The 25,991-nt window shown below is 45.2% G+C and carries 29 protein-coding genes; 9 read left to right on the plus strand and 20 right to left on the minus strand.

From position 1 onward, the window contains the following. Nucleotides 1–16: 16 nt before the first annotated feature. The 3 genes from ACSW3C_RS00400 to rpmG are packed head-to-tail and all read right to left on the minus strand — an operon-like array spanning nucleotide 17 to nucleotide 991. Complete coding sequence (locus tag ACSW3C_RS00400) at nucleotides 17–211, minus strand: YqgQ family protein (protein ID WP_418895884.1); 195 nt, start codon at nucleotides 209–211, stop codon at nucleotides 17–19. Then, nucleotides 212–781: a 5-formyltetrahydrofolate cyclo-ligase gene (locus tag ACSW3C_RS00405; RefSeq protein ID WP_486560280.1), complete on the minus strand. Its 570-nt coding sequence runs from the start codon at nucleotides 779–781 to the stop codon at nucleotides 212–214. It abuts the gene before it with no gap. 60 nt (nucleotides 782–841) lie between these two features. Continuing rightward, nucleotides 842–991, minus strand: coding sequence for a 50S ribosomal protein L33 (gene rpmG / locus ACSW3C_RS00410; RefSeq protein ID WP_041075181.1), 150 nt, complete (start codon nucleotides 989–991; stop codon nucleotides 842–844). A gap of 173 nt (nucleotides 992–1,164) precedes the next feature. Between rpmG and ACSW3C_RS00415 the strand changes: the two genes are divergently transcribed. Then, nucleotides 1,165–1,536, plus strand: coding sequence for a hypothetical protein (locus tag ACSW3C_RS00415; RefSeq protein ID WP_486560281.1), 372 nt, complete (start codon nucleotides 1,165–1,167; stop codon nucleotides 1,534–1,536). Further along, nucleotides 1,537–2,004, plus strand: a complete 468-nt coding sequence (locus tag ACSW3C_RS00420; RefSeq protein WP_486560282.1) for a hypothetical protein — start codon at nucleotides 1,537–1,539, stop codon at nucleotides 2,002–2,004. Between the two features lie 20 nt (nucleotides 2,005–2,024). Here the strand turns inward: ACSW3C_RS00420 and ACSW3C_RS00425 are convergent, their stop codons facing one another. The 4 genes from ACSW3C_RS00425 to ACSW3C_RS00440 all read right to left on the minus strand — a co-directional run bounded on the left by ACSW3C_RS00425 (nucleotide 2,025) and on the right by ACSW3C_RS00440 (nucleotide 7,149). After that, on the minus strand, nucleotides 2,025–4,205 hold the full coding sequence (locus tag ACSW3C_RS00425) for a peptidoglycan D,D-transpeptidase FtsI family protein (RefSeq protein WP_486560853.1): 2,181 nt from the start codon (nucleotides 4,203–4,205) through the stop codon (nucleotides 2,025–2,027). A gap of 122 nt (nucleotides 4,206–4,327) precedes the next feature. Continuing rightward, nucleotides 4,328–4,930: a superoxide dismutase SodA gene (gene sodA, locus ACSW3C_RS00430; RefSeq protein WP_486560283.1), complete on the minus strand. Its 603-nt coding sequence runs from the start codon at nucleotides 4,928–4,930 to the stop codon at nucleotides 4,328–4,330. Nucleotides 4,931–5,015: 85 nt separating this feature from the next. Then, nucleotides 5,016–5,501 (minus strand): DUF456 domain-containing protein, encoded by a 486-nt coding sequence (locus tag ACSW3C_RS00435; protein ID WP_486560284.1) that lies wholly within the window; start codon nucleotides 5,499–5,501, stop codon nucleotides 5,016–5,018. A gap of 16 nt (nucleotides 5,502–5,517) precedes the next feature. Then, on the minus strand, nucleotides 5,518–7,149 hold the full coding sequence (locus ACSW3C_RS00440; RefSeq protein ID WP_486560285.1) for a Na/Pi cotransporter family protein: 1,632 nt from the start codon (nucleotides 7,147–7,149) through the stop codon (nucleotides 5,518–5,520). A gap of 201 nt (nucleotides 7,150–7,350) precedes the next feature. Between ACSW3C_RS00440 and ACSW3C_RS00445 the strand changes: the two genes are divergently transcribed. From ACSW3C_RS00445 to ACSW3C_RS00460, 4 genes are all read left to right on the plus strand, one after another. After that, nucleotides 7,351–7,854, plus strand: coding sequence for a DUF1189 family protein (locus ACSW3C_RS00445; protein WP_486560286.1), 504 nt, complete (start codon nucleotides 7,351–7,353; stop codon nucleotides 7,852–7,854). A 47-nt stretch (nucleotides 7,855–7,901) separates the two neighbouring features. Then, nucleotides 7,902–8,228, plus strand: a complete 327-nt coding sequence (locus ACSW3C_RS00450; protein ID WP_238081984.1) for a hypothetical protein — start codon at nucleotides 7,902–7,904, stop codon at nucleotides 8,226–8,228. A gap of 96 nt (nucleotides 8,229–8,324) precedes the next feature. Continuing rightward, a complete protein-coding gene (ispG, locus tag ACSW3C_RS00455) occupies nucleotides 8,325–9,440 on the plus strand; it encodes a flavodoxin-dependent (E)-4-hydroxy-3-methylbut-2-enyl-diphosphate synthase (protein WP_238082774.1) in 1,116 nt (371 codons plus the stop codon). Further along, the gene (locus ACSW3C_RS00460) at nucleotides 9,437–10,018 is read left to right on the plus strand and encodes a 5' nucleotidase, NT5C type (protein ID WP_486560287.1); all 582 of its coding nucleotides are present in this window, start codon (nucleotides 9,437–9,439) and stop codon (nucleotides 10,016–10,018) included. The genes ispG and ACSW3C_RS00460 overlap by 4 nt, the downstream gene beginning before the upstream one ends. Before the next feature lie 52 nt (nucleotides 10,019–10,070). On the opposite strand, the gene ACSW3C_RS00465 is transcribed toward ACSW3C_RS00460, so the two are convergent. Genes ACSW3C_RS00465 through ACSW3C_RS00475 form a run of 3 tightly spaced genes read right to left on the minus strand, consistent with a single transcriptional unit; the run spans nucleotide 10,071 to nucleotide 12,114 of the window. Next, nucleotides 10,071–10,484: a Fur family transcriptional regulator gene (locus ACSW3C_RS00465; protein ID WP_238081987.1), complete on the minus strand. Its 414-nt coding sequence runs from the start codon at nucleotides 10,482–10,484 to the stop codon at nucleotides 10,071–10,073. Further along, entirely contained in the window at nucleotides 10,481–11,347 is an 867-nt protein-coding gene (locus ACSW3C_RS00470) for a metal ABC transporter permease (protein WP_486560288.1), read from the minus strand. Before ACSW3C_RS00470 ends, ACSW3C_RS00465 begins: the two co-directional genes overlap by 4 nt. Further along, nucleotides 11,344–12,114: a metal ABC transporter ATP-binding protein gene (locus ACSW3C_RS00475; RefSeq protein WP_486560289.1), complete on the minus strand. Its 771-nt coding sequence runs from the start codon at nucleotides 12,112–12,114 to the stop codon at nucleotides 11,344–11,346. Before ACSW3C_RS00475 ends, ACSW3C_RS00470 begins: the two co-directional genes overlap by 4 nt. A gap of 150 nt (nucleotides 12,115–12,264) precedes the next feature. Here ACSW3C_RS00475 and ACSW3C_RS00480 point away from each other — a divergent pair, with 150 nt between their 5' ends. Next, on the plus strand, nucleotides 12,265–12,510 hold the full coding sequence (locus ACSW3C_RS00480; protein WP_486560290.1) for a hypothetical protein: 246 nt from the start codon (nucleotides 12,265–12,267) through the stop codon (nucleotides 12,508–12,510). Nucleotides 12,511–12,607: 97 nt separating this feature from the next. On the opposite strand, the gene ACSW3C_RS00485 is transcribed toward ACSW3C_RS00480, so the two are convergent. Beyond that, a complete protein-coding gene (locus ACSW3C_RS00485; protein WP_486560854.1) occupies nucleotides 12,608–13,486 on the minus strand; it encodes a deoxyribonuclease IV in 879 nt (292 codons plus the stop codon). A gap of 11 nt (nucleotides 13,487–13,497) precedes the next feature. Beyond that, nucleotides 13,498–14,793 (minus strand): DEAD/DEAH box helicase, encoded by a 1,296-nt coding sequence (locus ACSW3C_RS00490; protein WP_486560291.1) that lies wholly within the window; start codon nucleotides 14,791–14,793, stop codon nucleotides 13,498–13,500. 111 nt (nucleotides 14,794–14,904) lie between these two features. Between ACSW3C_RS00490 and ACSW3C_RS00495 the strand changes: the two genes are divergently transcribed. Both ACSW3C_RS00495 and ACSW3C_RS00500 read left to right on the plus strand, forming a co-directional pair. After that, nucleotides 14,905–15,354 carry a YqfQ family protein gene (locus ACSW3C_RS00495; RefSeq protein ID WP_238081994.1) on the plus strand — a complete coding sequence of 150 codons (450 nt, stop codon included), beginning with the start codon at nucleotides 14,905–14,907 and terminating at the stop codon, nucleotides 15,352–15,354. Between the two features lie 63 nt (nucleotides 15,355–15,417). Then, nucleotides 15,418–16,395 (plus strand): 4-hydroxy-3-methylbut-2-enyl diphosphate reductase, encoded by a 978-nt coding sequence (locus ACSW3C_RS00500; RefSeq protein ID WP_486560292.1) that lies wholly within the window; start codon nucleotides 15,418–15,420, stop codon nucleotides 16,393–16,395. A gap of 76 nt (nucleotides 16,396–16,471) precedes the next feature. Here ACSW3C_RS00500 and ACSW3C_RS00505 read toward each other — a convergent pair whose 3' ends face one another. From ACSW3C_RS00505 to ACSW3C_RS00540, 8 genes are all read right to left on the minus strand, one after another. Then, nucleotides 16,472–17,590 (minus strand): Nif3-like dinuclear metal center hexameric protein, encoded by a 1,119-nt coding sequence (locus ACSW3C_RS00505; RefSeq protein ID WP_486560293.1) that lies wholly within the window; start codon nucleotides 17,588–17,590, stop codon nucleotides 16,472–16,474. Beyond that, the gene (locus ACSW3C_RS00510) at nucleotides 17,587–18,285 is read right to left on the minus strand and encodes a tRNA (adenine(22)-N(1))-methyltransferase (protein ID WP_486560294.1); all 699 of its coding nucleotides are present in this window, start codon (nucleotides 18,283–18,285) and stop codon (nucleotides 17,587–17,589) included. Before ACSW3C_RS00510 ends, ACSW3C_RS00505 begins: the two co-directional genes overlap by 4 nt. Before the next feature lie 110 nt (nucleotides 18,286–18,395). Next, a complete protein-coding gene (gene cccA, locus ACSW3C_RS00515) occupies nucleotides 18,396–18,767 on the minus strand; it encodes a cytochrome c550 (protein WP_238082011.1) in 372 nt (123 codons plus the stop codon). A 151-nt stretch (nucleotides 18,768–18,918) separates the two neighbouring features. Then, complete coding sequence (locus tag ACSW3C_RS00520) at nucleotides 18,919–20,064, minus strand: acyl-CoA dehydrogenase family protein (RefSeq protein WP_486560295.1); 1,146 nt, start codon at nucleotides 20,062–20,064, stop codon at nucleotides 18,919–18,921. Nucleotides 20,065–21,010: 946 nt separating this feature from the next. Then, nucleotides 21,011–21,568 (minus strand): hypothetical protein, encoded by a 558-nt coding sequence (locus tag ACSW3C_RS00525; RefSeq protein WP_486560296.1) that lies wholly within the window; start codon nucleotides 21,566–21,568, stop codon nucleotides 21,011–21,013. A 284-nt stretch (nucleotides 21,569–21,852) separates the two neighbouring features. Further along, nucleotides 21,853–23,040: an RNA polymerase sigma factor RpoD gene (rpoD, locus tag ACSW3C_RS00530; protein WP_486560297.1), complete on the minus strand. Its 1,188-nt coding sequence runs from the start codon at nucleotides 23,038–23,040 to the stop codon at nucleotides 21,853–21,855. 35 nt (nucleotides 23,041–23,075) lie between these two features. Beyond that, the gene (gene dnaG, locus ACSW3C_RS00535) at nucleotides 23,076–24,884 is read right to left on the minus strand and encodes a DNA primase (protein ID WP_486560856.1); all 1,809 of its coding nucleotides are present in this window, start codon (nucleotides 24,882–24,884) and stop codon (nucleotides 23,076–23,078) included. A 291-nt stretch (nucleotides 24,885–25,175) separates the two neighbouring features. After that, entirely contained in the window at nucleotides 25,176–25,991 is an 816-nt protein-coding gene (locus ACSW3C_RS00540; protein WP_486560298.1) for a pyruvate, water dikinase regulatory protein, read from the minus strand.

Here is a 25,991-nt window from a genome sequence, read left to right on the forward strand (position 1 = left end):
GTTTTACGGAAATATATCATTTGTCCCGTAATTCAGCCCGTAAAATCAGTATAGCTTTCAAGTAATCTTCCTTCATAATCAGCCCGTTATCATGCAGTTCTTTCAGTTCGGCCATCATCATTTCCAGGTCAGACTGCGAATCCCCTGTATAAATGAATGTGCCGAATCGTTTCAGAAATTGTAATACGTCATAATAGCTTTTCATATTCATTCACGACCTCACACAACTGATAATGCCTTCTTCGGTAATAATGGTATCGACAGGAATATCGTGAGGTTCCACTGGAATGCGCTTTCCTGTCTGGCATGCGAAAGCCAATGAAACAAGATCTCCTGTAAACTTTTGCAAATAGCGGTCATAGTAACCGCCGCCAAATCCGATTCGGTATCCCTGGTCGGAGAATACGACACCCGGCACAATTTGGAGATCTATATACGAACGATCGACTGCAATTGTCTGCTCGACGATCGGTTCCTTCAAATTCATGTAAACAGTCTCTAAACAATCAAACGATGTAATTTCCCTGAAGTCCATCTCTCTTGTAGATGGCAAGCATCTTGGCACAACAATTCGTTTCCCCAAGCGCCATCCCTCTTCTATGATCGGTCTCGTATCCACTTCCGGAAAACGAGAAAGTGTCACACCAATCGTATGGGCACGTGCAAAATACTCTGATTCAATGAACCTTTTGCAAATGGCAGAAGACTTGTTTTCGTGCACAGTCCGCTCCATCTCTTTTAAGAAGCTCATGATCTCTTTTCGAGCAACCGATTTACCCATTATCTTATTCCCCCATTTCGAAATAAAAAACCAAAACCCGTGAAGGTTTTGGCATGAGCATTATTTCGTTTCACGGTGCAAAGTTTGTTTCTTGTCACGTGAGCAATATTTTTTCATTTCAAGGCGTTCCGGATTGTTACGCTTGTTTTTCTTCGAAATATAATTACGCTCTCCACATTCAGTGCAAGCAAGTGTAATATTTACGCGCATTGTTGTCCCTCCCACTCATTGCAATATACATTTAATCTTTTATGAGCATGATTTATACGACTTTTCAATTGTAACATATTTGCTGTATTTGTCCAGAGGAAAGTTAGAAATTTCATTAGCCTTTTGGTTGTGGTACTATGGGGGAAAAGGTTTATTTTACCGGAGGAATACTAGTGGACAACCTAATATTGCTTTTGTTGATCGTCGGTATCATATGTGTATTGCTTTCCTTCTTTTTCGGACGCTCCTCCCAAAGAGATGCTGAGGAAATTGAAAACATCTCCATCAGCTTGCATCAGGAAACAAACCAGCTGAAAAAAAGGCTGAAAGCGGTGGAAGAGGAATTGATGATCGGTGGCGTCACACACGCCAATTCGGGCATTGGCCCCAAAACAAAATCCAGTACAAAACCCGTTCATGAAATCATTGTCAATCAAATTCTTTCACTCTACTCCCAAGGATATTCGATTGCAGACATTTCAAAACGCTCTTCCCTTTCTTCTGAAGAAGTTGCCGAAGTGCTGCGCATGAGAGGGGTTAGATAAATGCTTCGGGAAATTTTCAGGTCGGCAGGCATCGGCTGCCTCCTTGCAGGCGGGATCCTGTATTTTGCCGGACCCACTGTCACAGACAGCCCTCAAGCCAATGATGCGGGCAAAGTAAAAGCACTGGAACAGGAGTTGGAAGCTGTAAAGAAGGAGCTTGCTACCGCTCAGAGAACCTCGTCAGCAGACAAGCAGGCAAGCGGGCAAAAGGACACGGCTACTAAGGATGCAGCCACCTCTTCTTCAGATGGCCAAATGACAAAAACTATTCTTACCATTGAGCCTGGAGCTGTTTCCACTAAGATTTCATCACGCTTAGAACGGGCTGGCATTATCGAGAGTGCTGCGGAGTTTGATCGCTACTTGCAAGAAAAAGGGCTATCCGGCCGTATTCAGGTCGGCGAGTATGAGGTCGATTCCACAATGGATCTAAAGACGATCGCTTCCATCATCACGAAGGCAAAATAAGAAAAAAGCGTCGGACGTTTTTACCGTTCGACGCTTTCCTTATTTTCTTCCTTTTTTTCCTTCTGGCGGTCAATCTTTAAATCAGAAGTAACAGGGAGTTCCTCCTTCATCCTCTTCTTCTTAAGATCGAAATAGATATCCAAAGCTTCCCGGGCAATCTCATTGCTCGTATGAGGATATTTGCTTCGATTGGTCGAGATATTCGGAATGACAATCGAAAAAGCGACTTCCGGCGCTTCGACAGGCGCATAGCCGATATGGGTCAAGTTAACAGTCTTCGTGCCATATTTACTACGGTCTGAGCCATCATAGTAAGCAGACTGGGCTGTTCCCGTCTTACCTGCCACTGTGTAGTCCGCACCCGCAAACAAATTCGGTGCTGTTCCCCGAGGACTGTACGTATATAGCATCCCTTTTTTTACTTGTTCGATCTCTGCGTCTGTATTCGGAATTCTGTTGAGGACAGTTGCTCCGGACTCCTGGATTAACGAACCGAAAGTTTCACCATCCGGCGACGGCTCACGTACCTCTTTCAACACTTTTGGCGCAACCCGGTATCCGCCATTGGCTACTGTGGATACATATTGGGCTAATTGCAGAGGCGTATAGGTATCGAACTGGCCGATTGCAAAGTCAAGCAATTTACCCGAAATGGTTTCTGTGCCTGGATAACCTGCATATTCACCTGGCAAATCGATGCCGGTTTTTACACCAAGCCCGAACGAAGCATACGATTGGCGAAGCCGATCGAAGCCTTCGATGTTAATCGGGAGCCCTTTATGCGGACGGTAGACCGCATCCCCGAGTGCCATAGCAATTTTAAACATGTATACGTTGGAAGATTTTCCGAGCGCTTCGATGTCATTGATGGCAACTCTGCCATTTTGGTTGAACAAGGAGCGTTTTACCTGGGAGCCTATATAGATAGGTTCATCTATTTTGACTTCCCCGATTTTAAGCACGTTTTGGCTATATCCCGTCAGAACCGTCGCCAGCTTGACAGTAGAACCGACTTCGTAAGCAGATGTAAAGGTTCCAAATGCGTAATCCCGGACTTCCCATTTACCGGTTTCTTTATCTTGCACTAATTGCTTCCCAACAAGCGCAAGTACTTCCCCATTATTTGGATCCAACATGACGAGAAACGCACGATCCAACAAGCCGGATGTACTCATCTTTTTCAAATTCAATAGTTTGTCTGTGATGAGTTGTTCGAGTGCTTCCTGCAAGTCACTGTCCATGGATAGAACAAGATCTTTGCCGGGCTCTCCTTCTCGGACGGTCTTCGTTTCAACAACACGGCCCGTCCGGTCTTTCACGTTTTTGACAATCGTCTTTTGGCCTTTCAGCAACTCCTCGTAATATTGCTCTAAATAACTGATCCCAACCCGGTCATTCCGTGAATAATCCCTCGCCAGGAAATAATCGAGGCGGTTACGCGGAATTCCGCGAATCGGTGTAGTCGTCGACCCAATGATCGTGTTATCGGATAATTTCACACGTTCCCAATCTGTTGTCGTATTAACTCCGGGCAGTTCACTAAGCCTTTCCGAAACCGATGCAAATTCTCGCTCGGTCACGTTGCCGCTTTTAATGATTTGTGGTGAGTATGCGTAACCCGACATCATTTCTCGATAGATCGCCAGCACTTCCAGTTCATCTTTCGAGAAGGACTCCAATTCATCATCGGTAATTCGTTCACGCGTCAATTGGTTCACAATTTTTTGGATCTCTTTATCCGACATTTGTTCATTCTTTTTACGAATTTTAGCTACTTCTTTTGCTGGAACTTTCTCAGCCGCTTCTTCGGGATGGAGCAGAATCCAATAGTCCCGCTTATCCCCGATGGTGACCCGCTTCGTGTCTTGCTCAATCAGCTTGGCAAGTTTTTTGGCGATCTCGAGCATTTCAGCCGAAGTGGTGGACGTCGTCTTCGTATATGTAATGGCATTTTTCGGTTCATTATCAACGAGCACCTTGCCTGTCCTGTCGTAAATCCGGCCACGCGGCACACTCGTATTGACCGCAATATCCTCCGTCCGTTCGAGCAACCGTTTATAATCCTCGCCTTTGACAATTTGTAAATATCCGAGACGGAGAATGAGTAAAGAAAACAGAATGAAAATAGAAAAAAACAAGAAGTTCATTCTGAACGCGATATGCTTGCGCTGCCGTATTTTCGCCTGATCCGTTTTGCGCATCGGCTTTTTCACCAGTCTCCCCCCAATCGTTCTTTTCATTAAAACCTATTGCATTATATCATTCAAAATGAAAAAAGCATACATCTTGACGAACAAGATGTATGCCAGGTTGCTATAATCTATCACTTTTCGAAACGCTTCGCAACTTCATCCCAGTTGACAACGTTCCAGAACGCCGAGATATAGTCAGGACGTCTGTTTTGGTAGTTTAGGTAGTATGCATGCTCCCAAACGTCCAAGCCTAGTAGAGGCGTCTTGCCTTCCATCAATGGATTGTCTTGGTTTGGAGTCGAGACAACTTCAAGCTCGCCATTGTTAAGTACAAGCCATGCCCATCCTGAACCAAAGCGTGTAGTAGCTGCTTTTGCAAATTCTTCTTTGAACGCATCAAAGCTGCCGAATTTCTTATCGATCGCTTCTGCTAGCGCTCCAGTTGGTTGACCGCCGCCATTTGGCGAAAGGATTTGCCAGAAGAGAGTATGGTTTGCATGACCGCCGCCATTGTTGCGGACTGCAGTGCGAATAGCCTCAGGAATTGCATCCATATCGGAAATTAGCTCTTCAACTGATTTGGAAGCCAAATCGTCATGTCCTTCCAATGCATTATTCACATTCGTAACGTACGTATTATGGTGTTTTGTGTGGTGGATGTTCATCGTTTCTTTGTCGATGTGTGGTTCCAACGCATCGTATGCGTATGGCAGTTCTGGTAATTGGTAAGCCATTTGTCCATTCCTCCTCAATAGATTCAATAATTATCCTACGTATTTAACAGTATCAAAATTAAGAAATCCAATCAATTGAAATGAACTATTTGGCAACGAATAGAATAAATATGGCAATCATCACAAGCATGATACCACCTTTTGCTAGAACAGAAGTCAAGAAACCGACAAGTGAACCGATACCTGTCAAAAGCGATTGCTTTAATCCTGCGCGCGATACTATCAACTCCGCCAGAACAGCTCCGATAAATGGACCGAGCAAAATCCCTGCAACCGGAATGACAAACGGACCGGCAAGCAGTCCGATTGTACTTCCCCACATACCGGCTTTGGATCCTCCAAACCTCTTGACACCGACCAGATTGGCCAATGTGTCCGCAGAGAAAAGAAGGACCACAAAGAGGATTTGAATGAGCCAAAACAGCCAATTCATTTCTTCAAAGGAAACAATCCAGCCATACAGCAGAAATCCACCAACTATGAATATAACAGACGGAATGATCGGATAGATCAATCCGGCGAACGCCACTAGAAAAAAGATGATCGCGACAATCCAGCCGATCCATTCCATACAAATCGCTCCTTTTTTATGCCCGCTTGCCTAGTACAGCTTCCGCTATGTTTACCGCATGGTCGCCAATCCGCTCCAAATTGGATACGATATCGACAAAAACGATACCCGCCTGTGCGGAGCAATGACCGCCATTCAAACGGACGATATGGTTTTTGCGGAACTTTCTTTCCATCTTATCGATCAAATCCTCTTGCTCTGCCACTGCCCGAGCAAGCTCCGTGTCATTCAAGTCGAGTGACTTTACGGCTTTTCCTACTGTTTCAATTGTCAAAGTGAACATCTCTGTCAAATCCTCCAAAGCATCCTCTGTCAGTTTGACGCGATTCATTTCCCTGAAATCGATCAGTTCAATAATATTTTCGAAGTGGTCTCCGATCCGTTCAATATCCCGTACCGTATCCATCAGCATGACATGTCGTGCAGACTCAATAGGCGAAATATTAACCGCTGAAATCTCCACTAGATAGTCTGTGATCTTTCTGTCCAGATTGTTGATCGCATCTTCAATCTGATACGCGGTTTCGGCATGCTTTTTATTGCTTGTCTTCAAATATTCAAACGTCTCTCCCAGGCCCTGTACTGCAAAATCGCCCATGCGGATAATTTCTTCCTTCGCTTGTCCGATTGCGACAGCTGGAGATTGCGTAATGAAATTTGGATCCAAGTGTTTCGGTTTATATTCGATCGTAACATCTTTTCCTGGGATGAGCTTTGTGACGAAATAAGCCCAGGCGCCGATCAAAGGAAACTGGAGAACCGTATTGGCCACGTTAAACGAACCATGCGCAAATGCGATTTGCATTTTGCTTTCCAAATTCAATACGCCGCTGATCCACTCGACATACATTGTGAACGGATACAGTAAAATCATGAAAACAATCGTTCCGACGACATTGAAAAGGACATGAGTCGCCGCTGCGCGCCGTGCCGCAACAGAAGCACCAAGGGCTGCAAGAATGGCTGTAATGGTTGTCCCGATGTTATCACCGAATAAAATCGGCAACGCCCCTTTTAAGTCAACCAAATTCTCCGCATATAATCCTTGAAGAATACCGACAGTCGCACTTGAACTTTGGACGACAAGTGTAAAAACGGTTCCCGCTACGACGCCGAGCAATGGGTGATCACTCATGGATAACGTAATATCCGTAAATGCCTCCAATGATCGGAGCGGTTTCATACCATTACTCATCAGTTCCAAGCCTAAAAAGAGTCCACCAAAACCGAAGATGACTTCCCCTAAGCTTTTAACAGAACTTTTCTTAATGAAGAAAATGAGAAATGCACCGAAGGCCATAATTGGAAGCGCATATGCCCCAACATCCAGACCGATGATGAATGCCGTTACGGTCGTCCCGATGTTGGCACCCATGATGACACCGATCGCCTGTCTCAGCGTCATGAATCCTGCGCTGACAAGCCCAACCGTAATGACGGTTGTTCCCGAGCTTGATTGGATCAGAACAGTGACGATAATTCCGCTCAGTACGCCCATGAATGGATTGGTCGTAAATCGGTCCAAGATGGAACGAAGTCTGTCCCCTGCGGCTTTTTGAAGCCCATCCCCCATATATTTAATAGCAAAAAGGAATATCCCCAGTCCACCAACGAATTGGAAGATCATTTCTTGCCAATTTACCTCCATTAACACGTCAACCTCCATCATCCTGAATATGTATCGACTCCATTATGTTGATAGTATTAACGAATTGTAAATAGAACGAGCAAAATCTTTACATAGCCTTTACAATTCGTTCGACAAAAGACATCAATCTGTCGAATTTACTACCCATCATTTGACCCGCTTGCTTATGGTAGACTATCTATAGATAAAGGAGGAGCACAATTGAAATTCCATCAACTGTTTCTAGCCGCTTTAAAAGAACCAAAAAAACTTGCGGCTTTCAGACTATTGCCGATTGGCAAGGTCATTCAATATGTTTTTCTGTTCATTGGCATTTACACTGTTATATCATTTACTAGATTTATTTTTGGAGATGTAAGTCTTTTCGAGGCTTCACCTGAACTGATGGAGTATAGCCGAACGATCGGATGGCTTCTCTATCCGATTGCGTTTATTCTCCAATTCGTCATTACGACATTTTATATTTTCGTCAGAATAAGCCTTTTCGGTTTAGCCGGGCTGTTAATTGCCATGCTTATGCAGCGCAAAGCGGAATATCGCCATATTTGGCGGACCGCGGCAGTTTCAGTTACTGTTCCGCTTCTTGTCACGCTGGTGCTGGATTCATTTCCGGCATGGCAGCTTAACGAACTTTACCTGGCGTCAATCGTCCACTTGTTATATATTGCGCTTGCCGTGAAATACTATCCAAAAGTAAGGAAGTGAATATTCTCCGGCTGCCGCGCATATATTTCCCGCAGGGGGGATATATGATGAGAACTTTATTTGCGGCCATTATCCTATTTCTTATTTTTCACATTCTTAAAGAGGACCTGACGGACGGCACGATTCCGCTTGCTTCTTTCTTTGCAGATGAAATACCTTGTGAAGAGGACAAGCAGGCTGTCATCCAGGTCAAGACGATTGATGGGGATACAATTGAATCACTGTTCGCCTTATATCCGGATCCAAACCTTTCGTTTGTAGAGCGTTTATCCGTGTTCTATTCCCTCAATCCTTACTTGCAAAACCAGGAATTGATTGGCGGACTGTCAGTTAAGTTGCCGGTGTCGACGAATTCCGTCAATCTATGTGAATAAAGCAATCCCAAGTACTGTTCCTTTCTTTTTATCAGGTTGATTGATAAAATGAGTAGGTAGATACGAGTTTTTAAGGAGAGAACATAAATGAGTGAAATGATACACAGATCGAAAACACGTCCCGTCAAAGTCGGCAATCTGACAATCGGCGGAAGCAACGAGCTATTCATTCAAAGTATGGCGACAACAAAAACACATGATGTGGATGCAACAGTCGCGGAAATCCTGCGCCTCGAGGAAGCCGGATGTCAAGTTGTACGGGTCGCTTGTCCTGATGAACGGGCTGCTTATGCAATCGGAGAGATTAAGAAACGTATCAACATCCCGTTAGTAGTAGATATCCATTTTGACTATAAATTAGCTTTGATTGCGATTGAACAAGGGGCAGATAAAATCCGGATCAATCCAGGAAATATCGGCCGCCAGGAAAAAGTGGAGGCAGTCGTTAAGGCAGCCAAAGAAAAAGGGATTCCGATCCGAATTGGAGTCAATGCTGGTTCCTTGGAAAAACACATTTTGAAAAAGTACGGCTATCCAACAGCGGATGGCATGGTAGAAAGTGCTCTGCACCATATCAAGATTTTAGAAGACCTTGATTTCCATGATATTATCGTTTCCCTGAAAGCGTCAGATGTCAATTTGGCGGTGGAAGCGTATAAAAAAGCCGCTGCCGCTTTTGATTATCCATTGCATTTAGGCATCACGGAATCTGGAACTTTGTTCGCAGGTTCCATTAAGAGTGCTGCCGGTCTTGGAACATTGCTTTCAGCCGGTATCGGGAATACACTACGCGTATCACTTAGTGCTGATCCCGTACAAGAAGTAAAAGTGGCGCGGGAATTGCTGAAGGTGTTCGGCCTTTCATCCAACGCTGCAACTCTAATTTCCTGCCCGACATGCGGCCGTATTGAAATCGACTTGATTTCCATTGCCAATGAAGTGGAAGAATACATTTCAACTATTAAAGCCCCTATTAAAGTGGCAGTGCTTGGCTGTGCCGTTAACGGACCGGGTGAAGCTCGTGAGGCAGACATCGGCATTGCAGGCGCACGCGGAGAAGGACTCTTGTTCATGAAAGGGAAAACAGTCCGTAAAGTGCCGGAAGAGACAATGGTCGAAGAATTGAAAATTGAAATCGATAAAATCGCAGCAGAATACTTCGAAAAGAAACGCCAAGAGGAATTACAGCTTCAAGGCGGATCCGTTGAATGAGGCGATTCCGTCTAGGCATCGACATCGATGGAACGGTCACCTGCCCGACATCGCTGCTGCCTCATATTAATGAACGGTTTGGGTGCAATCTGGTGCTCGATCAAATTAAAGAGTACGACCTGACAAAAGCGTTCGATGTCGAGGAAGCCGAGTTCTACGCGTGGTATCGGCAGGCGGAGGAACATATTTACCGAACCTCCCCTGCCCAGCAATATGCGAAAGAAATCTTATCCGACTGGCAGGAGTCATTCGAACTGTTCTATATTTCCGCGCGCGGCGAAAATGTCATGGATTGTACAGTAGAATGGTTTCAGCGAGAAGAAATTCCGTATGACCATATCGAGCTAATTGGCAGCCATCATAAGATTGAGGCCGCCAAACAATTCGGCGTCCATTGCTTTTTTGAAGATAAGCATGATAACGCGGTCGCTCTTCATGAAGAGCTTAACATCCCTGTGTTTTTATTTGATACACCATATAACCGCTCTCCAATACCCGAAGGCGTCATTCGGGTCACCAACTGGAACGAAGCGGATCAATGGCTGAAACGCCTCTTTCCGATTGAACAAACAATATAAGAAAAAGGGCATGAATCCTCCAAAGTTAGGAGGGTTCATGCCCTTTTATTAATTATGAAATGCAAATCGGACATTTGCCGTAGATTTCAAATTTATGGCCTTCCACTTCATAACCTGACAGCTCGTCAGTTACGATTTCCATGGGACAATGGGAAATGCTTCTCGTTTTTCCGCATTCCGTGCAAATGAAATGGTGATGATGGTTCTTTGCATCACATTGCATTCTAAAATGCCGTTCTCCATTCAGTTCGGTCTCTTCCAAAATCTTAAGCTCGGAAAATGTCGCCAAATTACGGTAGATTGTATCATAACTGATTCCGGGATTGTCCTGAGCCATAAAATTACGAACTTCCATGGCCGACATGTATTTATCATGCGCTGCAAAATATTCAAGCAACGTCTCCCTGTTTTTTGTCCGTTTAAATTGATGTTCGGATAAGATTCTCCACGCTTCATCAAGTGTCATACCACATCCGCCTCCCCTTTTGTTCCGACCATTTTCCGCCACGTCTTTTTAAAGAATAAAACGAGCAATAAAATGATGACCGATGTTATTACGATTGTACCCCCAGGCGCGATATCCAAATAATATGCGGCAACCAAACCAATCAGGACAGACAATTCGCCTATGCCGATCGAATAGAGCATAGCCCCTCTAAAGCTCTTTGCCAATTGGATTGCTGCTGCAACCGGCAATGTCATCAAGGAGGATACAAGCAAGATCCCGACAATCCTCATGGACGCCCCAATGACAAGGGCTACGATGATCATAAAGACCGTTTGGATCAGTTTCCCCTGCACACCGGAAACTTTCGCATATTCCCGGTCGAACGACAAGGCAAACAATTCCTTGTAAAAGAAATAGACAAAGCCGATGACACAAAGCGCAATTATCGCGACAATCCCTAAGTCTTGCCGGCTTACTGCAGAGACTGAACCGAACAAATAGCCGACAAGATCCGTCCCAAACCCTTTCGCTAGGGAAATAAAGATTGCACCAAATCCGATACCTGCTGACAGAATGATCGGGATGGCCAGTTCCTCGAAATGACGATAAGCCCCCCGCAGACGCTCTATTAATAAGGAGCCGCCGACTGCTGCCGCCATTCCAAGATAAATAGGATTCAGCGCCGACAAGAACAACACCTGCTGGCTCAAATACAGGCTTCCCGCTATCCCGGCGAGGGCCACGTGGCTCAATGCATCCGCAATAAGCGCCAGGCGTCTGACGACAATAAACAAGCCGAGCAAAGGCGCGATGATACCAATGATAATGCCCGATAAAAATGCATTTTGAAGAAATTCATAATTAAAAATGGCCTCGATCATCTTTCCGCCTCCCGATCACTTTGATGGACTCTTCGGACCGGATGTCCATACCAGTTGGAGATGTCCATATCGTCCATCTTCTTATAATCAGACTGTACTCCATGGAAATGGATCGACCGATTCAAGCATGCAACATGCGAGGCCAGATCGGTGACAATATCAATTTCATGTGTCACCAGAAGGATAGCAATTCCATGTTCACGGTTGAGCGTTTGAAGCATAGAATAGAAAGACGCGATATTTTGCTGGTCGATCCCTACCGTCGGTTCATCCATAATGAGGAGATCTGGTTTTCCGACAAGCGCTCTGGCAATGAAGACCCGTTGCTGCTGGCCGCCGGAAAGCTCTCCAATTGGTCGGGAATGATATGGATCCATCTTGACAATTTTCAAAGCTTCCATTGCCTGTTGATCTTCCCTTTTTGTAAAACGTTTGAATAAGCCGGTCTTACGGGTCAAACCGCTTCGGACCACTTCCAAGACAGTGGCCGGAAAGCCCGAATTAAACGCGTTTGACTTTTGAGATACGTATCCGATCCGCTCACGCTGACGAAAGGATGACATATCTTCGCCAAACAGTTTGATCGAACCTCTGCTTGGTTTTATCAAACCTAAAATAAGCTTGATCAACGTCGACTTTCCCGAACCATTCGGTCCAATTAAAGCCCAAAACTCCCCTTCCTTGACTTCCAATGATATATGTTCAAGGACTTCCGTATGGTCGTATGTAAAACTGACATCCTTGCATTCAATAATTGTATTCTTCATAGACAAATCCCTCTCTATCAAAACAGGCGGTATCGCGTGAACCAGCCATAAAACTATCCACAAATGAATAGTAACCGTTACGATTTGTTGCCTATGTAGTATAGCGGAATTTTGGTCTTCTGACAACATATTGAGAAGGAATGGTGTAATTTGGAGTTACTTCAGTTTATCAATCAATTGAAAACGTGCAGCGTGGAAGAAGCGCAACAATTAGCCAGTACGCACGGCATTGCACTGAATGCAGAGGAAATCCAAGCGTTGCGTCCCTTATTGGATGAAATTTCGTTTCACTGGCTGTTTTCCGGCGTACCGGAAAGCTTCATCATGAAAGTAAAGAAAGCCGTCGGGGAGAAAAAAGGAGAAGAATTATTTAGAAGTTATTTGGATTTGATGTAACCGGCTTAGAGGAGTAGAGCAGAATCTTTTTGTGGATTCTCCTCTACTTCTTTCTAATGAATGATAACCGGTCATTTAGTTATGTTCGAGAGTTGCTTCAAACAGTTTGCAATTCACTTTGGAATGTTTTTGTACGGAGCATTTCAATCTCTTTTTCATATGGAGCCTTTTTATTTTTGGCATCTGTCCCTATGAATGGAGTTTCCAATATTTTTGGAACCGATTGAAACTCTGGATGATGGACGATATAGCATAATGGCTCAAACCCGATATGGCCGAAGCCAATGTTCTCGTGGCGATCCTTCATAGCTCCGCATTCGTTTTTACTATCATTGACATGGATAACCGAGATTCGGTCTTTGCCAATGATCCGGTCGAATTCATCCAGAACTCCATCGAAATCATGTACGATATCGTATCCCGCGTCGTGCACATGGCATGTATCGAAGCAGACAGACAAACGCTCATTGTTTGAGACGCCATCGATAATCCGCGCGAGCTCCTCAAAATTCCTGCCGCACTCGCTTCCTTTTCCAGCCATTGTTTCCAAGGCGATCCGCACAGTTGAATCATCGGACAATACTTCATTCAATCCCTCAATGATCTTAGCAATTCCAGCTTCAGCACCGGCCCCTACATGGGCACCTGGATGAAGAACAATCTGATCGACTCCAAGGGCCGCTGTCCGCTCAATTTCCATCTGCAGAAAATCCACTCCCAGACGAAAAGTTTCCGGCTTGGTCGTATTGCCGATATTGATTATATACGGTGCGTGGACGACGATATTTGACATTCCATTTTCTTGCATATGGAGCTGCCCTGCCTCAATATTCAATTCCTCTATCGGTTTTCTTCTCGTATTTTGCGGAGCACCTGTATATATCATAAACGTGCTCGCTCCATAACTTGCAGCTTCCTTGCTTGAACCGAGCAGCATCTCTTTGCCGCTCATCGATACGTGGGATCCTAACAGGATTGGTTGCTGTGTCATTTTTTACGTTTCAATCTCCTTTCCCTCTTTTTGAAGCTCTCCATCTCTCTGGCCATTTTCTTTTTATAGCCCGGCTTCACTTTATCCGGCTTTCTGACATAGGAAGCAGCTTTCCGATCAAGGTCGTCCGTTTCTTTGACACGTCTTTTTCTTGCATGGCGCTCCTTCACTTCTTGCCATTCGCCGTTCTTAATATCTTCATGGACAAATGGAATGCCCAACTTTTCAATTTGCACAATTTTATCATCTTCAGAAGGCTCGTATAACGTAATAGCGATTCCTTCCAATCCAGCACGCGCCGTCCGGCCTACCCGGTGAATGAAAAACTCCAGATCCTCCGGCAATTCATAGTTAATGACATGGCTGACACCGGGAATATCAATTCCTCTGGCCGCCAAATCGGTCGCAACAATATATTGGAATTCCAAATCGCGCACTTGCTTCATCATGCGGGTTCTTTCACGCGGCGTCAGATCGCCATGGATACGGCCAGCTTTAATGCCATGTCCTGCGAGGTAATCAGCTATCTCATCCGCATGCTGTTTTGTATTCGTAAATACAATAGCTAAATACGGATTGATACCGTTCAAAACTTGTAGCAGCTTTTTCTTTCGGTCCATCGAACGAACCGGAACGAGCGAATAATGCATGCCTTCTGTTAAAGGTTTCCGTTTGCCAATTTGAATATGAACCGGAGAATCCATATATTTCGCAAGGAAGGGCTTCAGCTTTTCAGGAATAGTAGCTGAAAATACGTACATTTCCAGATTAGCTGGCATCCGTGCTGCAAACTGATCGATATCTTCAATAAAGCCCATGTCAAATGCCAAATCGGCTTCATCAATGACGAGAATGGAAGCCGTATGGACTCCTAGTGCTCCGTTTTCCGCCATATCCCGAATCCGTCCTGGCGTTCCAACGACAACATGTGGGGCCGACTTCAATTTCCCGATTGTTCTCTGCTTGTCCGTTCCACCGATCAGCAAGGCACTTCGTATTTCCGTTCCTTCCGTCAGTTTGTTCAACTCAGTGAACAACTGCGTCGCGAGCTCTCGTGTAGGTGCCGTAATGACAGCTTGGAGCTGATCGGTATCTATGTCCATTCTCTCGACAATCGGAATGAGGAAGCTATGCGATTTTCCTGTTCCGGTATGTGCTTGGCCAATTGCCTTCGACCCTTTGAGAATGAGTGGTATCATCTCTTTTTGTATTGGTGTCGGTTCGATAAAACCGAGACGGGAAATGGCATCCCGTAAGAATGGTTTAAATTGATAATCTGTATATTTAGACATTGTATGCCTCCTAACATACTCTTATTGTAGCATGATTCCGTTCCGCCGTAAGTGAATTTCGCATACTATATAGCGTGAAGGTCAAAACCAATGAAAAGAAAGGGGTTCATAATGAGATATCAATCCTTCTATCCATTCATGCGGCAACAGCAGTCATCCCCAATTGCCATGAGACCATCCGGGTTTGGCCCACAATTCCAGCCCGGAAATCAGCCAATGCCTCGACAGCCTTTCCCAGGCCCAGGCATGGGGAATCAATTTGGCGCCGCTGGTCAAGGAGCACCTGGTCAAAACTCATCCAAAATGGAGATGTACATGCAGACTGCAAATCGTTTCATGAATACGGCTCAACAATACGCTCCGCTGATCCAGCAATTTGCTCCCATGATTCAAAATTTGCCGGCGATGTGGAAATTATATAAAGGGTTCCAATCGATTCCATCAGCCGGCACTGCAGCGCAAGGCGCAGCAAACGCAGCAGCTGCAGCTGCTCCAAGGGCGGCGGCCCGAGCTGCTGCCGGGGTTTCCACACCTCGCATTTTCCAGCCTCCAACGATATAAGTTTGAAACTCCGTTCAACTCCAACTATAATGGACATAGAGCCCATTAGAGGAGTGAGTTTCGATGAAAGTATTAAAGATTTCCCCGAGGGGCTATTGCTACGGGGTTGTCGATGCAATGGTAATTGCAAGAAATGCAGCGCTCGACAAAACATTACCAAGGCCCATTTATATCTTGGGCATGATTGTTCATAATAAACACGTTACTGATGCCTTCGAAGAGGATGGAATTATCACACTCGACGGCAAAGACCGCCTTGATATCCTGAACAAAGTGGAAACGGGCACCGTTATTTTCACAGCACACGGTGTCTCTCCCGAAGTTCGTGAACTGGCGCGCAGGAAAGGACTTGTCTCGATTGATGCCACTTGTCCGGATGTCTCTGTCACCCATCATTTGATAGAAGAAAAAGTAGCTGAAGGTTACGAGATCATTTATATCGGAAAAAAATATCATCCTGAACCTGAAGGCGCAATCGGAATTGCTCCTCATGCCGTTCATTTAATTGAAACGGTAGAAGATGTTGAGAAGATGATGATTGACAACAAGAAGCTGCTCGTGACAAATCAAACGACTATGAGTCAGTGGGACGTTGCCCATATTATGGAGGCTTTGAAGGAAAAGTATCCGCACATTGAAGTTCATAAAGAAATTTGCCTTGCTACCCAAGTAAGGCAGGAAGCTGTCGCTGAGCAAGCAGGCGAAGCGGACCTCCTAATAGTTGTCGGCGATCCAAAAAGCAATAACTCAAACCGCTTGACACAGGTGTCTGTGGAAATCGCCAACACACCGGCTTATCGTGTTTCTGATGTATCCGAAATTAAAATTGATTGGTTACAGGGTGTCGAAACGGTGGCCGTTACTGCCGGGGCTTCCACCCCGACCATTGTAGTCCGCGAAGTGATAGCGTTTCTGGAGCAGTTTAATCCAGAAGATCCTTTGACACACAATCCGGAACGCAAATTCCAACTGGAAAAGATACTTCCGAAAATCAAAAATCCGACTCCTGTGAATCGAATCGAGCCTTACGCAAAACTGTAATGCCGAACATTTGGAGAAGTGAAAGCTGCCATTCCTCATAGAGGAGGCAGCTTTTTTTGCATCCCCAAACTATCTTTTAAACGAATCGAAAAGGTTCCGTATCGATATCAGAAGGGATGAAAGAGACATCAAAATTTTTCTCCGCACATACCTTTTGCATATAGTCCGCCACCCCGGTAATCATTACTTTTTCTACGTGATGACCTGGATCGACAATTGCCAAATCTATATTTTCTGCATCTTGGGCAGTATGGAAATCCATATCTCCAGTTACGAAAACATCTGCGCCTCTCCGCTTCGCAGAATGGATATACTTGGGCCCGCTTCCGCCAAGAACTGCGACTTTCCGAATCGGCTTGTCCATATCCCCGACAATTCGGACGGACGGGACATCGAGCGTCCGCTTCACATGGTCAGCGAATTGACCGAGTGACATGCTTTCCTGCAGTTCGCCGACTCTTCCTAATCCCAATTCATTTGTCCGTTGATCGAGCACAAAAAAGTCATATGCCGGCTCTTCATAAGGATGGACGTCAAGCATCGCCTTCAACACTTTCGTACGAAGAGTTCCGGGCATCACTACCTCTATACGTTCTTCGGCCACTTCCTCCAGTTTCCCGATTTCCCCGATAAACGGATTCGCTCCTTCGGCAGGAATAAATCGTCCGGTTCCTGTCGTTGTGAAACTGCATCCGGCATAATCGCCAATCGCCCCTGCCCCAGCTTTGGCCAATGCATCCCGGAGACGACCTGCATGATCAACCGGACAAAAGACAGCCAGCTTGTACAAAGGGTCGTGAATCGTTGGCTCCATAACAATCGTATTTCTCAGTTCTAAGCGAGCCGCCAGCAAATCATTTACTCCACCAGGTGCGACGTCCAAATTAGTGTGCGCCGCATACACAGCAATGTCGTTCTTTATGCATTTTTCTATCAATCGTCCTTGCGGCGTATCCGTCCACAAAAACTTCATCGGCTTGAAAATAGGCGGATGGTGGGCGATGATTAAATTAGCCCCCTTCTCAATTGCCTCTGACACGACGGCTTCATTTACATCCAGCGTCACTAAGACTTTTTCGACTGGTCTATTCAACTGCCCGATATGCAGGCCGACAGGATCCCAATCTTCCGCATACCGTTTTGGCGCCCATTGTTCAAAAAGGGTGATGATCTCATGACCGTTCACTTTCTTCAATTCGACAACACCTTCCCTACCATTTCAATTTTCGATTGCAATTTGGCCTTCTTTGTGAAAGCTTCTTCAGAATGCCCCGCATTTTCGATAGCACGAAGAACCCGCTTCCACTCCTCCAGCTCCCTCGTCCACTTTTCAATAAATACAGGCGATTTTTCCGCCAGTAAAAAAGGACCGACAAGCAGTTCCAACTCAGAAAACGTCGCCCGTCCCCGTTCTAGGACAAGGATTTCATATATCTTTTCATCTTCTTTCAAAATGCGCTCATCCACGAGTGTCCAGCCGTTGTCCATACACCACGAACGAATTGCGATGGCATGAATATTTGGCTGTACAATGATGCGTTTGACGCCTTCCAGCCTTTCTTTTCCTTCCTCCAATATTCCGGCAATCAACGTACCGCCCATTCCGGCTATCGTAATTGTCTCAACTTTATCTTCATTTCGCAAAGCAGCCAAGCCATTCGCAAGCCGAACCGTAATGGCATTTGAAAGACCTTCCTTTGCAACATTCGCCACTGCTGATTCATACGGCCCTTTGGCCACTTCTCCTGCAACAGCACGCTCAATGGCACCCGTCTTAACAAGGTGGCACGGTAAATAGGCATGGTCGCTGCCAATGTCAGCTAATACGCTTCCTTTTTCAATAAATGAAGCCACTGTTGCTAATCGCTCCGATAATTTTAATGGATTCAAAAAACCTCCACCTTTCCTTTTCCATTGTATATGATGTCGTTTTCCGTTGCATCTCCTGCAATTAAAAAGAGCCACCGGATATGCTGCTGCACATCGGGTGACTCCTTTTCTCATTTAAGCGTTAAGATGTAGTCTGCCAACTGGTCAATTTGCTCATCGGAAATTTGACCACCGAAAGCAGGCATGCCGCCTTGACCGTTCTTAATGATTTCGTGAATCTTTTCCTTTGATTCGGATAGACCATGAAGGCTAGGTCCCGCTCCGCCAGTCAAGTCTCCACCGTGGCAAGCGATACATTTTTGTTGAGTGAATCCTTCTGGATCAAACTCCTCAGCATTAGACGCTGTTTCTTCCGTTTTTCCTTCTTCATCCGCCCCAGCGATTTCCTTCTTCTGATCGACCCCGTAAAGAGACATGAAGAAAATGAGTCCTAATCCAAGCGCGAATATCAGGATAAATGGTACTACAGGATTGTTTTTCAATGAATTACCCTCCTTCACCAGGATCTATTCTGTAAATTATACAGTGCACAACTATTATTGTACTGTATCCGGTGAAAAACTGAAAGAGTTATCCACGCAGAATTCGCTCTTTGTGACAATTTCGACAAACTTTCGACTGTTTTCTAACCCGTCAGGAAATGACACCGATTTGGCGTGCTATGACCATCCGCTGAATTTCTGAAGTACCTTCCCCAATTTCAAGAAGCTTAGCATCCCTCATGTAACGCTCCACCTCATACTCCTTCATATAACCATAGCCGCCATGAATCTGGATTGCTTCGTCTGCCACTTCCATTGCAATTTCCGAAGCATACAATTTGCACATGGCCGCTTCCTTCGTGAACGGCCTTCCTTGGTCCTTCAACCAGGCCGCTTTATAGACCATATTGCGGGCAAGTTCAATTTTAAGCGCCATATCGGCAAGCTTGAATTGGGTCACCTGGAATTCCGCCAGCGCTTTGCCAAATTGCTTCCGTTCTTTCGCATATTTCAAAGCTTTGTCATAGGCAGCTTGCGCAATTCCGACTGCCATCGCACCGATGCCAATCCTGCCACCATCCAATGTCACTAAAAATTGGCGGAATCCCTCGCCTCTCTTGCCTAGAAGATTCTCCTTCGGTACCCGAACGTTTTCCAGTACGAGTTCCGTCGTATTTGAGGCATGAAGCCCCATCTTTTCATAGTTATCAATTACTTTAAATCCTTCCGCGTCGGTCGGGACGATAATGGCGCTGATCTCTTTCTTTCCATTTTCCATTCCAGTAACCGCCGTCAGCGCCAAATGCTTAGCATGACTAGCGTTTGTAATATACACTTTGGATCCATTAATAATGAAATCGTCCCCATCTTCCACTGCAGCCGTTTGCGTTCCCCCCGCATCCGAGCCTGCATTGGGTTCGGTTAATCCGAATGCGCCGAATGACTCCCCAGTACAGATCGGCGTCAAGTATTTCTCTTTTTGTTCTTCCGTTCCGAATAAATGAAGCGGAGCCCCTCCAAGTGAAATATGGGCCGAGTATGTAATCCCCGTTGACGCACACGCCCGGCTTAATTCTTCTGTCACGATAGCAAAACTGATCGTATCCGCTCCCGCACCCCCATAGTCTTCTGGAAACGGCAATCCCATCATTCCCATTTCCCCCAGCTGCTTAAAAATCGATAATGGAAACGCCTTCGTCCGATCCCTTTCAATCGCACCAGGTGCGACCACTTCGTCTGCGAATTCCTTCATCGTCCGACGAATCATCAGTTGCTCATCAGTCAAATCAAAATTCATCTGTTCCATCCCCCTTGTTGTGAACGCTTACATTCATAGTATAACGAATAGAGTAACAACTTCACAACCAATCTGGTATTTTTTCATAGCTAATCGAACAGCGAAGGGTTCGATTTGCCGTATTTCTGCGTTCTGTGCAGAAATTAAGGCATCCCCCTGTTATATATCGATTAAAGCTTGCTTCAAACGCTTTGCTTTTTGTCGCAAAAGCCGTTCTTCGTGTCGGCTTTCGCTGCGCTTCGTCCAGGGTCTTCAGCTCGCACTGTTCCCGCAGGAGTTGCCAGCCTCCGCTCCAATCAACGGATGTTCTGCTAACAAGGAACTAATGTTAAGAAAAATTAAAATGAGTAATACCCTTTTACAGAGAGTACAAGTGACTTCATGTAGTTACTCATCCATAAAAAAATTGTATCTAATGCAGGGAGCGCAACAAAGACTCCTATGGGTTAGCTTGAACTGAAGACCCTGCTGGAAAAGCCGCCGCGTAGTATGTCTTTTCCTAGCCAAAGCGAATGCGTAGCGAGCTACGGACGTATAATTTATGCCAAGGCGCAGGAATTATAAATATCGAACCCTTCGCTGTTTGATTGCCTGAATCCAAGTCCTTGGAAAGCGAAGTTGCTCTTCTGGCCTGCTTGATTATTGATTTCTATTCATCTTGGAGTGACTTTGTCTACGCCCTGAATCGACATCATATGTCGAGGAGTTTAGTGAAAAATTCAACCTTGAAATCAATGTAATATAGGGGAAGAACAGAGGAAAATATTTAGTATGAATCAGTAGCAGAGGAGTGGAACAGCGCAGTAATGATGCAGGGACAGGATCTTTTACAAATAGATATCTTACAGGAGACATTTGAGGTATTATTAGCAAACTCTTATGTAAACAAGGCATGCCGGCATGAGGAGAATCGACTAACGTGAGAAATAATCGGCTTCCCATAGAACTACATGGAAAGGAAAAGGAAGCCGATAATAAGGAGCAGCCCGACCGAACCGGAAATCGTGAAATAAAGTAGTTTTAACAATCTGCCGGCAAATAGCCAAAGCATGCAGTTCAAAACTAGCAATCCCAGCAACAATAATGTTTCATCCTCAAAAAACAGGAGCCAAACTTTTAATGACAAGCCTAATAGCAAAAAGGCAGAAAGTATGTATAGGAGCGATGACAGCCCTGTATTGGCGCCTGCTTTTGAAATTGAAAGAATCAAAAAAATAGATGCCAGTATCGCTGCTGCGGAGATGGAGACAATAGGAAAATCTCTGAGAACAAACATTCCTCCGAAAGCTAGAACTGCTATAAAACACAGCCCCGCTAATCTAATCCATTTCGTGTTCTTTTCACGTTCCAGAATTCCTTTGGAGCTCTTTGTGTCTTCCTGTTCCTCGCCTTCTCCGCGCGCGTATAACGTGATGAGAAAATCACAATAATGTTCGGGCAGCAATTTGTTTTGCTTCCAATATTGAATTTCTGTTATGATAATACGCTTCCGCTGAGCGTTCATTTCCAAATCCCCCTTCAATTACACTTTCAAACAGGAGCTTGCTTTCTATCTCTCTACGATATAATAAAAGACAAAAATCGCCAGAAAGGCCAAATGCGGCAGTCGTTTCCTGAGCATTTGACCGACAGGAGGGATCATCCCCTCCTTTCCTTCTCATGGTGCCGGCTAAAGCTGCCACTGCAAGCATGTCGCCTATTCTAGCGATTTTCATAATTCCGGGTTATGGAGAACCTATACAGCCCATCCTGCCGCCAATGAACAATGTCCGGACAAGACGTCCGTCATTATTCGAGGAAGTCTTTCAAGCGTTTGCTTCTGGAAGGATGGCGAAGCTTGCGCAACGCTTTCGCCTCAATTTGACGAATCCGTTCACGCGTCACCCCAAAGACTTTACCAACCTCTTCTAAAGTGCGAGTCCGTCCGTCATCTAATCCAAAACGCAAACGAAGTACGTTTTCCTCTCTGTCAGTCAAAGTATCCAGGACATCTTCCAACTGTTCCTTTAACAGCTCATATGCAGCATGATCAGACGGAGATTGTGCTTCCGAATCTTCGATGAAGTCACCGAGGTGAGAATCATCCTCTTCCCCGATTGGCGTTTCAAGCGAAACGGGTTCTTGAGCGATTTTCAAGATTTCACGAACTTTGTCAGCAGACAAATCCATCTCTTCGCCGATTTCCTCCGGAGATGGCTCCCGTCCGAGATCTTGTAGCAGTTGACGCTGGACACGGATCAACTTGTTGATCGTTTCCACCATGTGAACTGGAATACGGATTGTACGCGCCTGATCGGCAATTGCACGAGTGATCGCCTGACGAATCCACCATGTCGCATACGTACTGAATTTAAAGCCTTTTGTATGGTCAAATTTCTCGACAGCTTTAATAAGACCCATATTTCCTTCTTGAATCAAATCTAGGAACAGCATGCCGCGTCCTACATACCGTTTTGCAATACTGACGACGAGCCGCAAGTTGGCTTCTGCCAGTTTCTTTTTTGCGTTCTCACCCTTTTCAACGATTTCGATGAGTTCTGCATCCGGCTGGTCCATTGAAGCAAGCTTTTCTTCCGCTTCCACACCTTCCTGAATGGCGACGGCCAGTTTGACCTCTTCGTTTCCAGTTAGTAGATCGACACGGCCGATTTCTTTTAAATACATGCGGACCGGGTCATTAATTTTAACGCCCGGCGGCACACTTAGATCGTTCAGATCGAATTGTTCGTCGTCCGCGACACCTTTTTCCACTTCTTCTTCCTCATCGTCTTTACGATCCATTTCGATGCCTTGCGCTTCGATTTGATCAAGAAATTCCTCGAATTGATCTGGCTCCATTTCAAAGACGGATAGTTTATCCGTCACTTCCTCCAACGTCAACTCACCATTCTTCTTACCTGTTTCCAATAAACTTGCTTTCACTTCATCCAACGTCATATCGTTTTCCATCTCTCCAGCTCGCTCTTTTTTTTCCATAATACCCGTTCCTCCTTAATACACCGGAATCTGGCCTACAATGCCGATAATGATTTCCGGAGCTGTATAATTTCCCTGGCCAGCTCCAGCGCCCGGGTATGATCATTCATTTTTTCCGCTTCTTTTGATTGGTGCAGCATTTCATCTATTTTTCGGATTACCCGTTGTTTTTCCAGATGTTGAATACAATCTGTGACTTCCTGATCTGCATGGTCGGGATCGCGTTCCATCATTGCTGCTTCCATCACAATTTTACGCATTTCCCTGTCTTCCAATGATTCAGCGAACCGATTAAAATCCGGAGTGCTATATTGTTCATAAAAACCGGCCAGCCTCACGAATACGGCATTGTATTCATCACGGATGAAAAGCTCGCTGCCTTCCGCTCGCAGCCGATCAAATATGACTCCGTCGTTCAGCAGGTGTGCTAGCAAAATCCGTTCTGCTCGATCAGCGCCTGACACTTTCTTGGACTTTGGCATCGGCATCTGCTGCATACCGCCGGTAGATTGCTCCTGTTTTTCTTCCTTCGCCATTTTACCGACTTTTTTCATTAGCTGCTCGTTCAATGCCTGCTCAGAAACACCAGTTTCAGTTGCCATTTGCCGGACGAGGAGATCTCTCTCGATCGGTGATACCTTGGCAGCCAGTTCGTCCAAAACTTCGTGGATATATTGCAAGACGTCATTTTCATGTGTCAGGTTCTTTCCACGTTTGGCATACGCTAAAATAAACGACATATACGTATGGGGATTTCCAAGGATCTTTTCACGGAACGCTTCGCCACCGTGTGTTGAAATATATTCATCAGGATCCATCTTCCCAGGAAGCAGTGCTATTTGGACGGAAAGCCCCTTCTGCGCAGCCAGGTTGGCAAACCGCTTGGCTGCCTCCCATCCTGCATTGTCTCCATCACAGCAAATCATTAGCTGGTTGGCAATGCGTTTCAGTTTCAGAAGATGCATTTCCGACAGAGACGTACCCATGACCGCGACACTGTTCATCACGCCGGCCCGTTCTGCAGCTATTGTATCCATGAAACCTTCAAATAGTATTACTTTACCCGTTTTCCGAACATTAAGACGAGCTCGATGAAAATTATATAGTAATTTGCTCTTTTCAAAGATAGGAGTTTCCGGACTGTTCAAGTATTTGGCCTCATCTTTTGAATTGGAGAGGATCCTGCCGGAAAAACCGACGACATTCCCATTATCGTCATGTAACGGGAACATAATACGTCCTCGAAACCTGTCAAAATAGCCTGTCCCATCATTTTTCATAATACATAGGCCGGCTTGCTCCATTTCCTTCATATCAAATTTCTTACGGATAAGGAGATTCGTCAAAGTCTCCCTGTCTTCCAGCGACCACCCGATTCCATACTGTTCGATATGCTCCCGTGAAAATCCTCTTTCCTGCAAATATTGTAATGCTTTTTCCCCCTCTACAGTATTAAGTAATATATGACTATAGAAGTTTGCTGCAAGTGCGAGGGCTTCCTTCATCGAATGATGCTCATTTTTTGAAGAGCTTGCAGCATGTACTGACTGGACATCTACTTCAATGCCTGCCCGGTCAGCCAGCTTGGATACTGCTTCGGTGAAAGAAGTGTTCTCAATGTCCATGACGAATGTGATAGCATTTCCGCTCGCTCCGCAGCCGAAACAATGAAACAGATTCTTGTCTTCGGAAACTGAGAATGAAGGAGTGCTTTCACCATGGAATGGACAAAGCCCAAACCAATTTCTCCCTCTCTTCGTCAGTTGGACGTACTCGCCGATCAAATCAACAATATCAGTCTTTGAGCGTACTTCCTCGATCGTTTCCTCTGGTATTTTAGTCATTTCCATCACCGTTTCCCTCTATCTACTTGATTTCGAGATAGATTTCAAAAATCCTGCTTATTCGACAAAAAAATATTATGTTTTCCATAGGTTTGGCGTAGACTCTAAAAAATCAATCCATCAAAAACGGTTAATTTGCCGCCATGTTAAAGGAGACCGGGGAAAACCGGCCTTCAGATGGATAACTATATCATTTTTGAAAGACAGCCGCAAAACAATATTGTACACAATCCACAAAAGAAGAACCAACCATTTTGCCTAGGCGGTCCTTCTTCTTAGTATTCATTCAATTTACTCGCCTTTATTCGCGCAATCATGCAAAATCACATTCGCGGTCTCTTCCACTGCACGATTTGTTACATCAATGACCTTACAGCCGATTTTGGCTACGACTTTATTGAAATGATCGATTTCTCGTTTAATCCGTTCGATTTGGGCATAATTTGCGTCATCTTTCAAACCAAGAGTAATCAGTCGCTCTTTCCGAATCGAATTCAATTTTTCGGGTGAAATGACGAGTCCGTAGCATTTAGATGGGTCAATCCGGTATAATTCTTCAGGCGGATCCACTTCAGGCACCAAAGGGACATTTGCCACTTTGAACGTCCTATGAGCCAAATATTGAGAAAGAGGCGTTTTGGATGTTCGCGATACGCCAACTAGAACGATATCCGCTTTCAAGATGCCCCGCGGATCTCTTCCATCGTCATATTTCACCGCAAATTCGATAGCCTCTATTTTTTTGAAATAGTCCTCATCCAATTGACGGACGAGCCCGGGTTCTTCAAATGGCCTTTCGCTAAGTTCCTCCTCGATCTTGTCGACTATCGGACCGAGCAAATCAATGCACTTTAAGCCATTTTCCCTGCACTCTTGTTTAAGCCGCTGCCTCATGCAGCTTTTCACCAATGTGTAAATGATAATGGCATTTTGTTTTTTGGCCAAATAGGCGATTTCGCGTAACTGTGATTCATCTTCCACGTGTGAAAACCGCTTCATCGAAACCGTTTCAAGATCATGCCTGAACTGGCTTGCTGCCGCCTTGGCGACAAGATCTGCCGTCTCGCCGACCGAATCGGAAACGATGAACAAAGTTAGTTTACTCAT

This window comes from Sporosarcina sp. AD_1 (assembly GCF_057373025.1).

Coding starts and splice junctions, on each gene's coding strand:
- ACSW3C_RS00400 (WP_418895884.1), bottom strand. CDS start 211: ATGAATATGAAAAGCTATTATGACGTATTACAATTTCTGAAACGATTC.
- ACSW3C_RS00405 (WP_486560280.1), bottom strand. CDS start 781: ATGGGTAAATCGGTTGCTCGAAAAGAGATCATGAGCTTCTTAAAAGAG.
- rpmG (WP_041075181.1), bottom strand. CDS start 991: ATGCGCGTAAATATTACACTTGCTTGCACTGAATGTGGAGAGCGTAAT.
- ACSW3C_RS00420 (WP_486560282.1), top strand. CDS start 1,537: ATGCTTCGGGAAATTTTCAGGTCGGCAGGCATCGGCTGCCTCCTTGCA.
- ACSW3C_RS00425 (WP_486560853.1), bottom strand. CDS start 4,205: ATGCGCAAAACGGATCAGGCGAAAATACGGCAGCGCAAGCATATCGCG.
- sodA (WP_486560283.1), bottom strand. CDS start 4,930: ATGGCTTACCAATTACCAGAACTGCCATACGCATACGATGCGTTGGAA.
- ACSW3C_RS00435 (WP_486560284.1), bottom strand. CDS start 5,501: ATGGAATGGATCGGCTGGATTGTCGCGATCATCTTTTTTCTAGTGGCG.
- ACSW3C_RS00440 (WP_486560285.1), bottom strand. CDS start 7,149: ATGGAGGTAAATTGGCAAGAAATGATCTTCCAATTCGTTGGTGGACTG.
- ACSW3C_RS00450 (WP_238081984.1), top strand. CDS start 7,902: ATGAGAACTTTATTTGCGGCCATTATCCTATTTCTTATTTTTCACATT.
- ispG (WP_238082774.1), top strand. CDS start 8,325: ATGATACACAGATCGAAAACACGTCCCGTCAAAGTCGGCAATCTGACA.
- ACSW3C_RS00460 (WP_486560287.1), top strand. CDS start 9,437: ATGAGGCGATTCCGTCTAGGCATCGACATCGATGGAACGGTCACCTGC.
- ACSW3C_RS00465 (WP_238081987.1), bottom strand. CDS start 10,484: ATGACACTTGATGAAGCGTGGAGAATCTTATCCGAACATCAATTTAAA.
- ACSW3C_RS00470 (WP_486560288.1), bottom strand. CDS start 11,347: ATGATCGAGGCCATTTTTAATTATGAATTTCTTCAAAATGCATTTTTA.
- ACSW3C_RS00475 (WP_486560289.1), bottom strand. CDS start 12,114: ATGAAGAATACAATTATTGAATGCAAGGATGTCAGTTTTACATACGAC.
- ACSW3C_RS00490 (WP_486560291.1), bottom strand. CDS start 14,793: ATGTCTAAATATACAGATTATCAATTTAAACCATTCTTACGGGATGCC.
- ACSW3C_RS00495 (WP_238081994.1), top strand. CDS start 14,905: ATGAGATATCAATCCTTCTATCCATTCATGCGGCAACAGCAGTCATCC.
- ACSW3C_RS00500 (WP_486560292.1), top strand. CDS start 15,418: ATGAAAGTATTAAAGATTTCCCCGAGGGGCTATTGCTACGGGGTTGTC.
- ACSW3C_RS00520 (WP_486560295.1), bottom strand. CDS start 20,064: ATGAATTTTGATTTGACTGATGAGCAACTGATGATTCGTCGGACGATG.
- ACSW3C_RS00525 (WP_486560296.1), bottom strand. CDS start 21,568: ATGAACGCTCAGCGGAAGCGTATTATCATAACAGAAATTCAATATTGG.
- rpoD (WP_486560297.1), bottom strand. CDS start 23,040: ATGGAAAAAAAAGAGCGAGCTGGAGAGATGGAAAACGATATGACGTTG.
- dnaG (WP_486560856.1), bottom strand. CDS start 24,884: ATGACTAAAATACCAGAGGAAACGATCGAGGAAGTACGCTCAAAGACT.
- ACSW3C_RS00540 (WP_486560298.1), bottom strand. CDS start 25,991: ATGAGTAAACTAACTTTGTTCATCGTTTCCGATTCGGTCGGCGAGACG.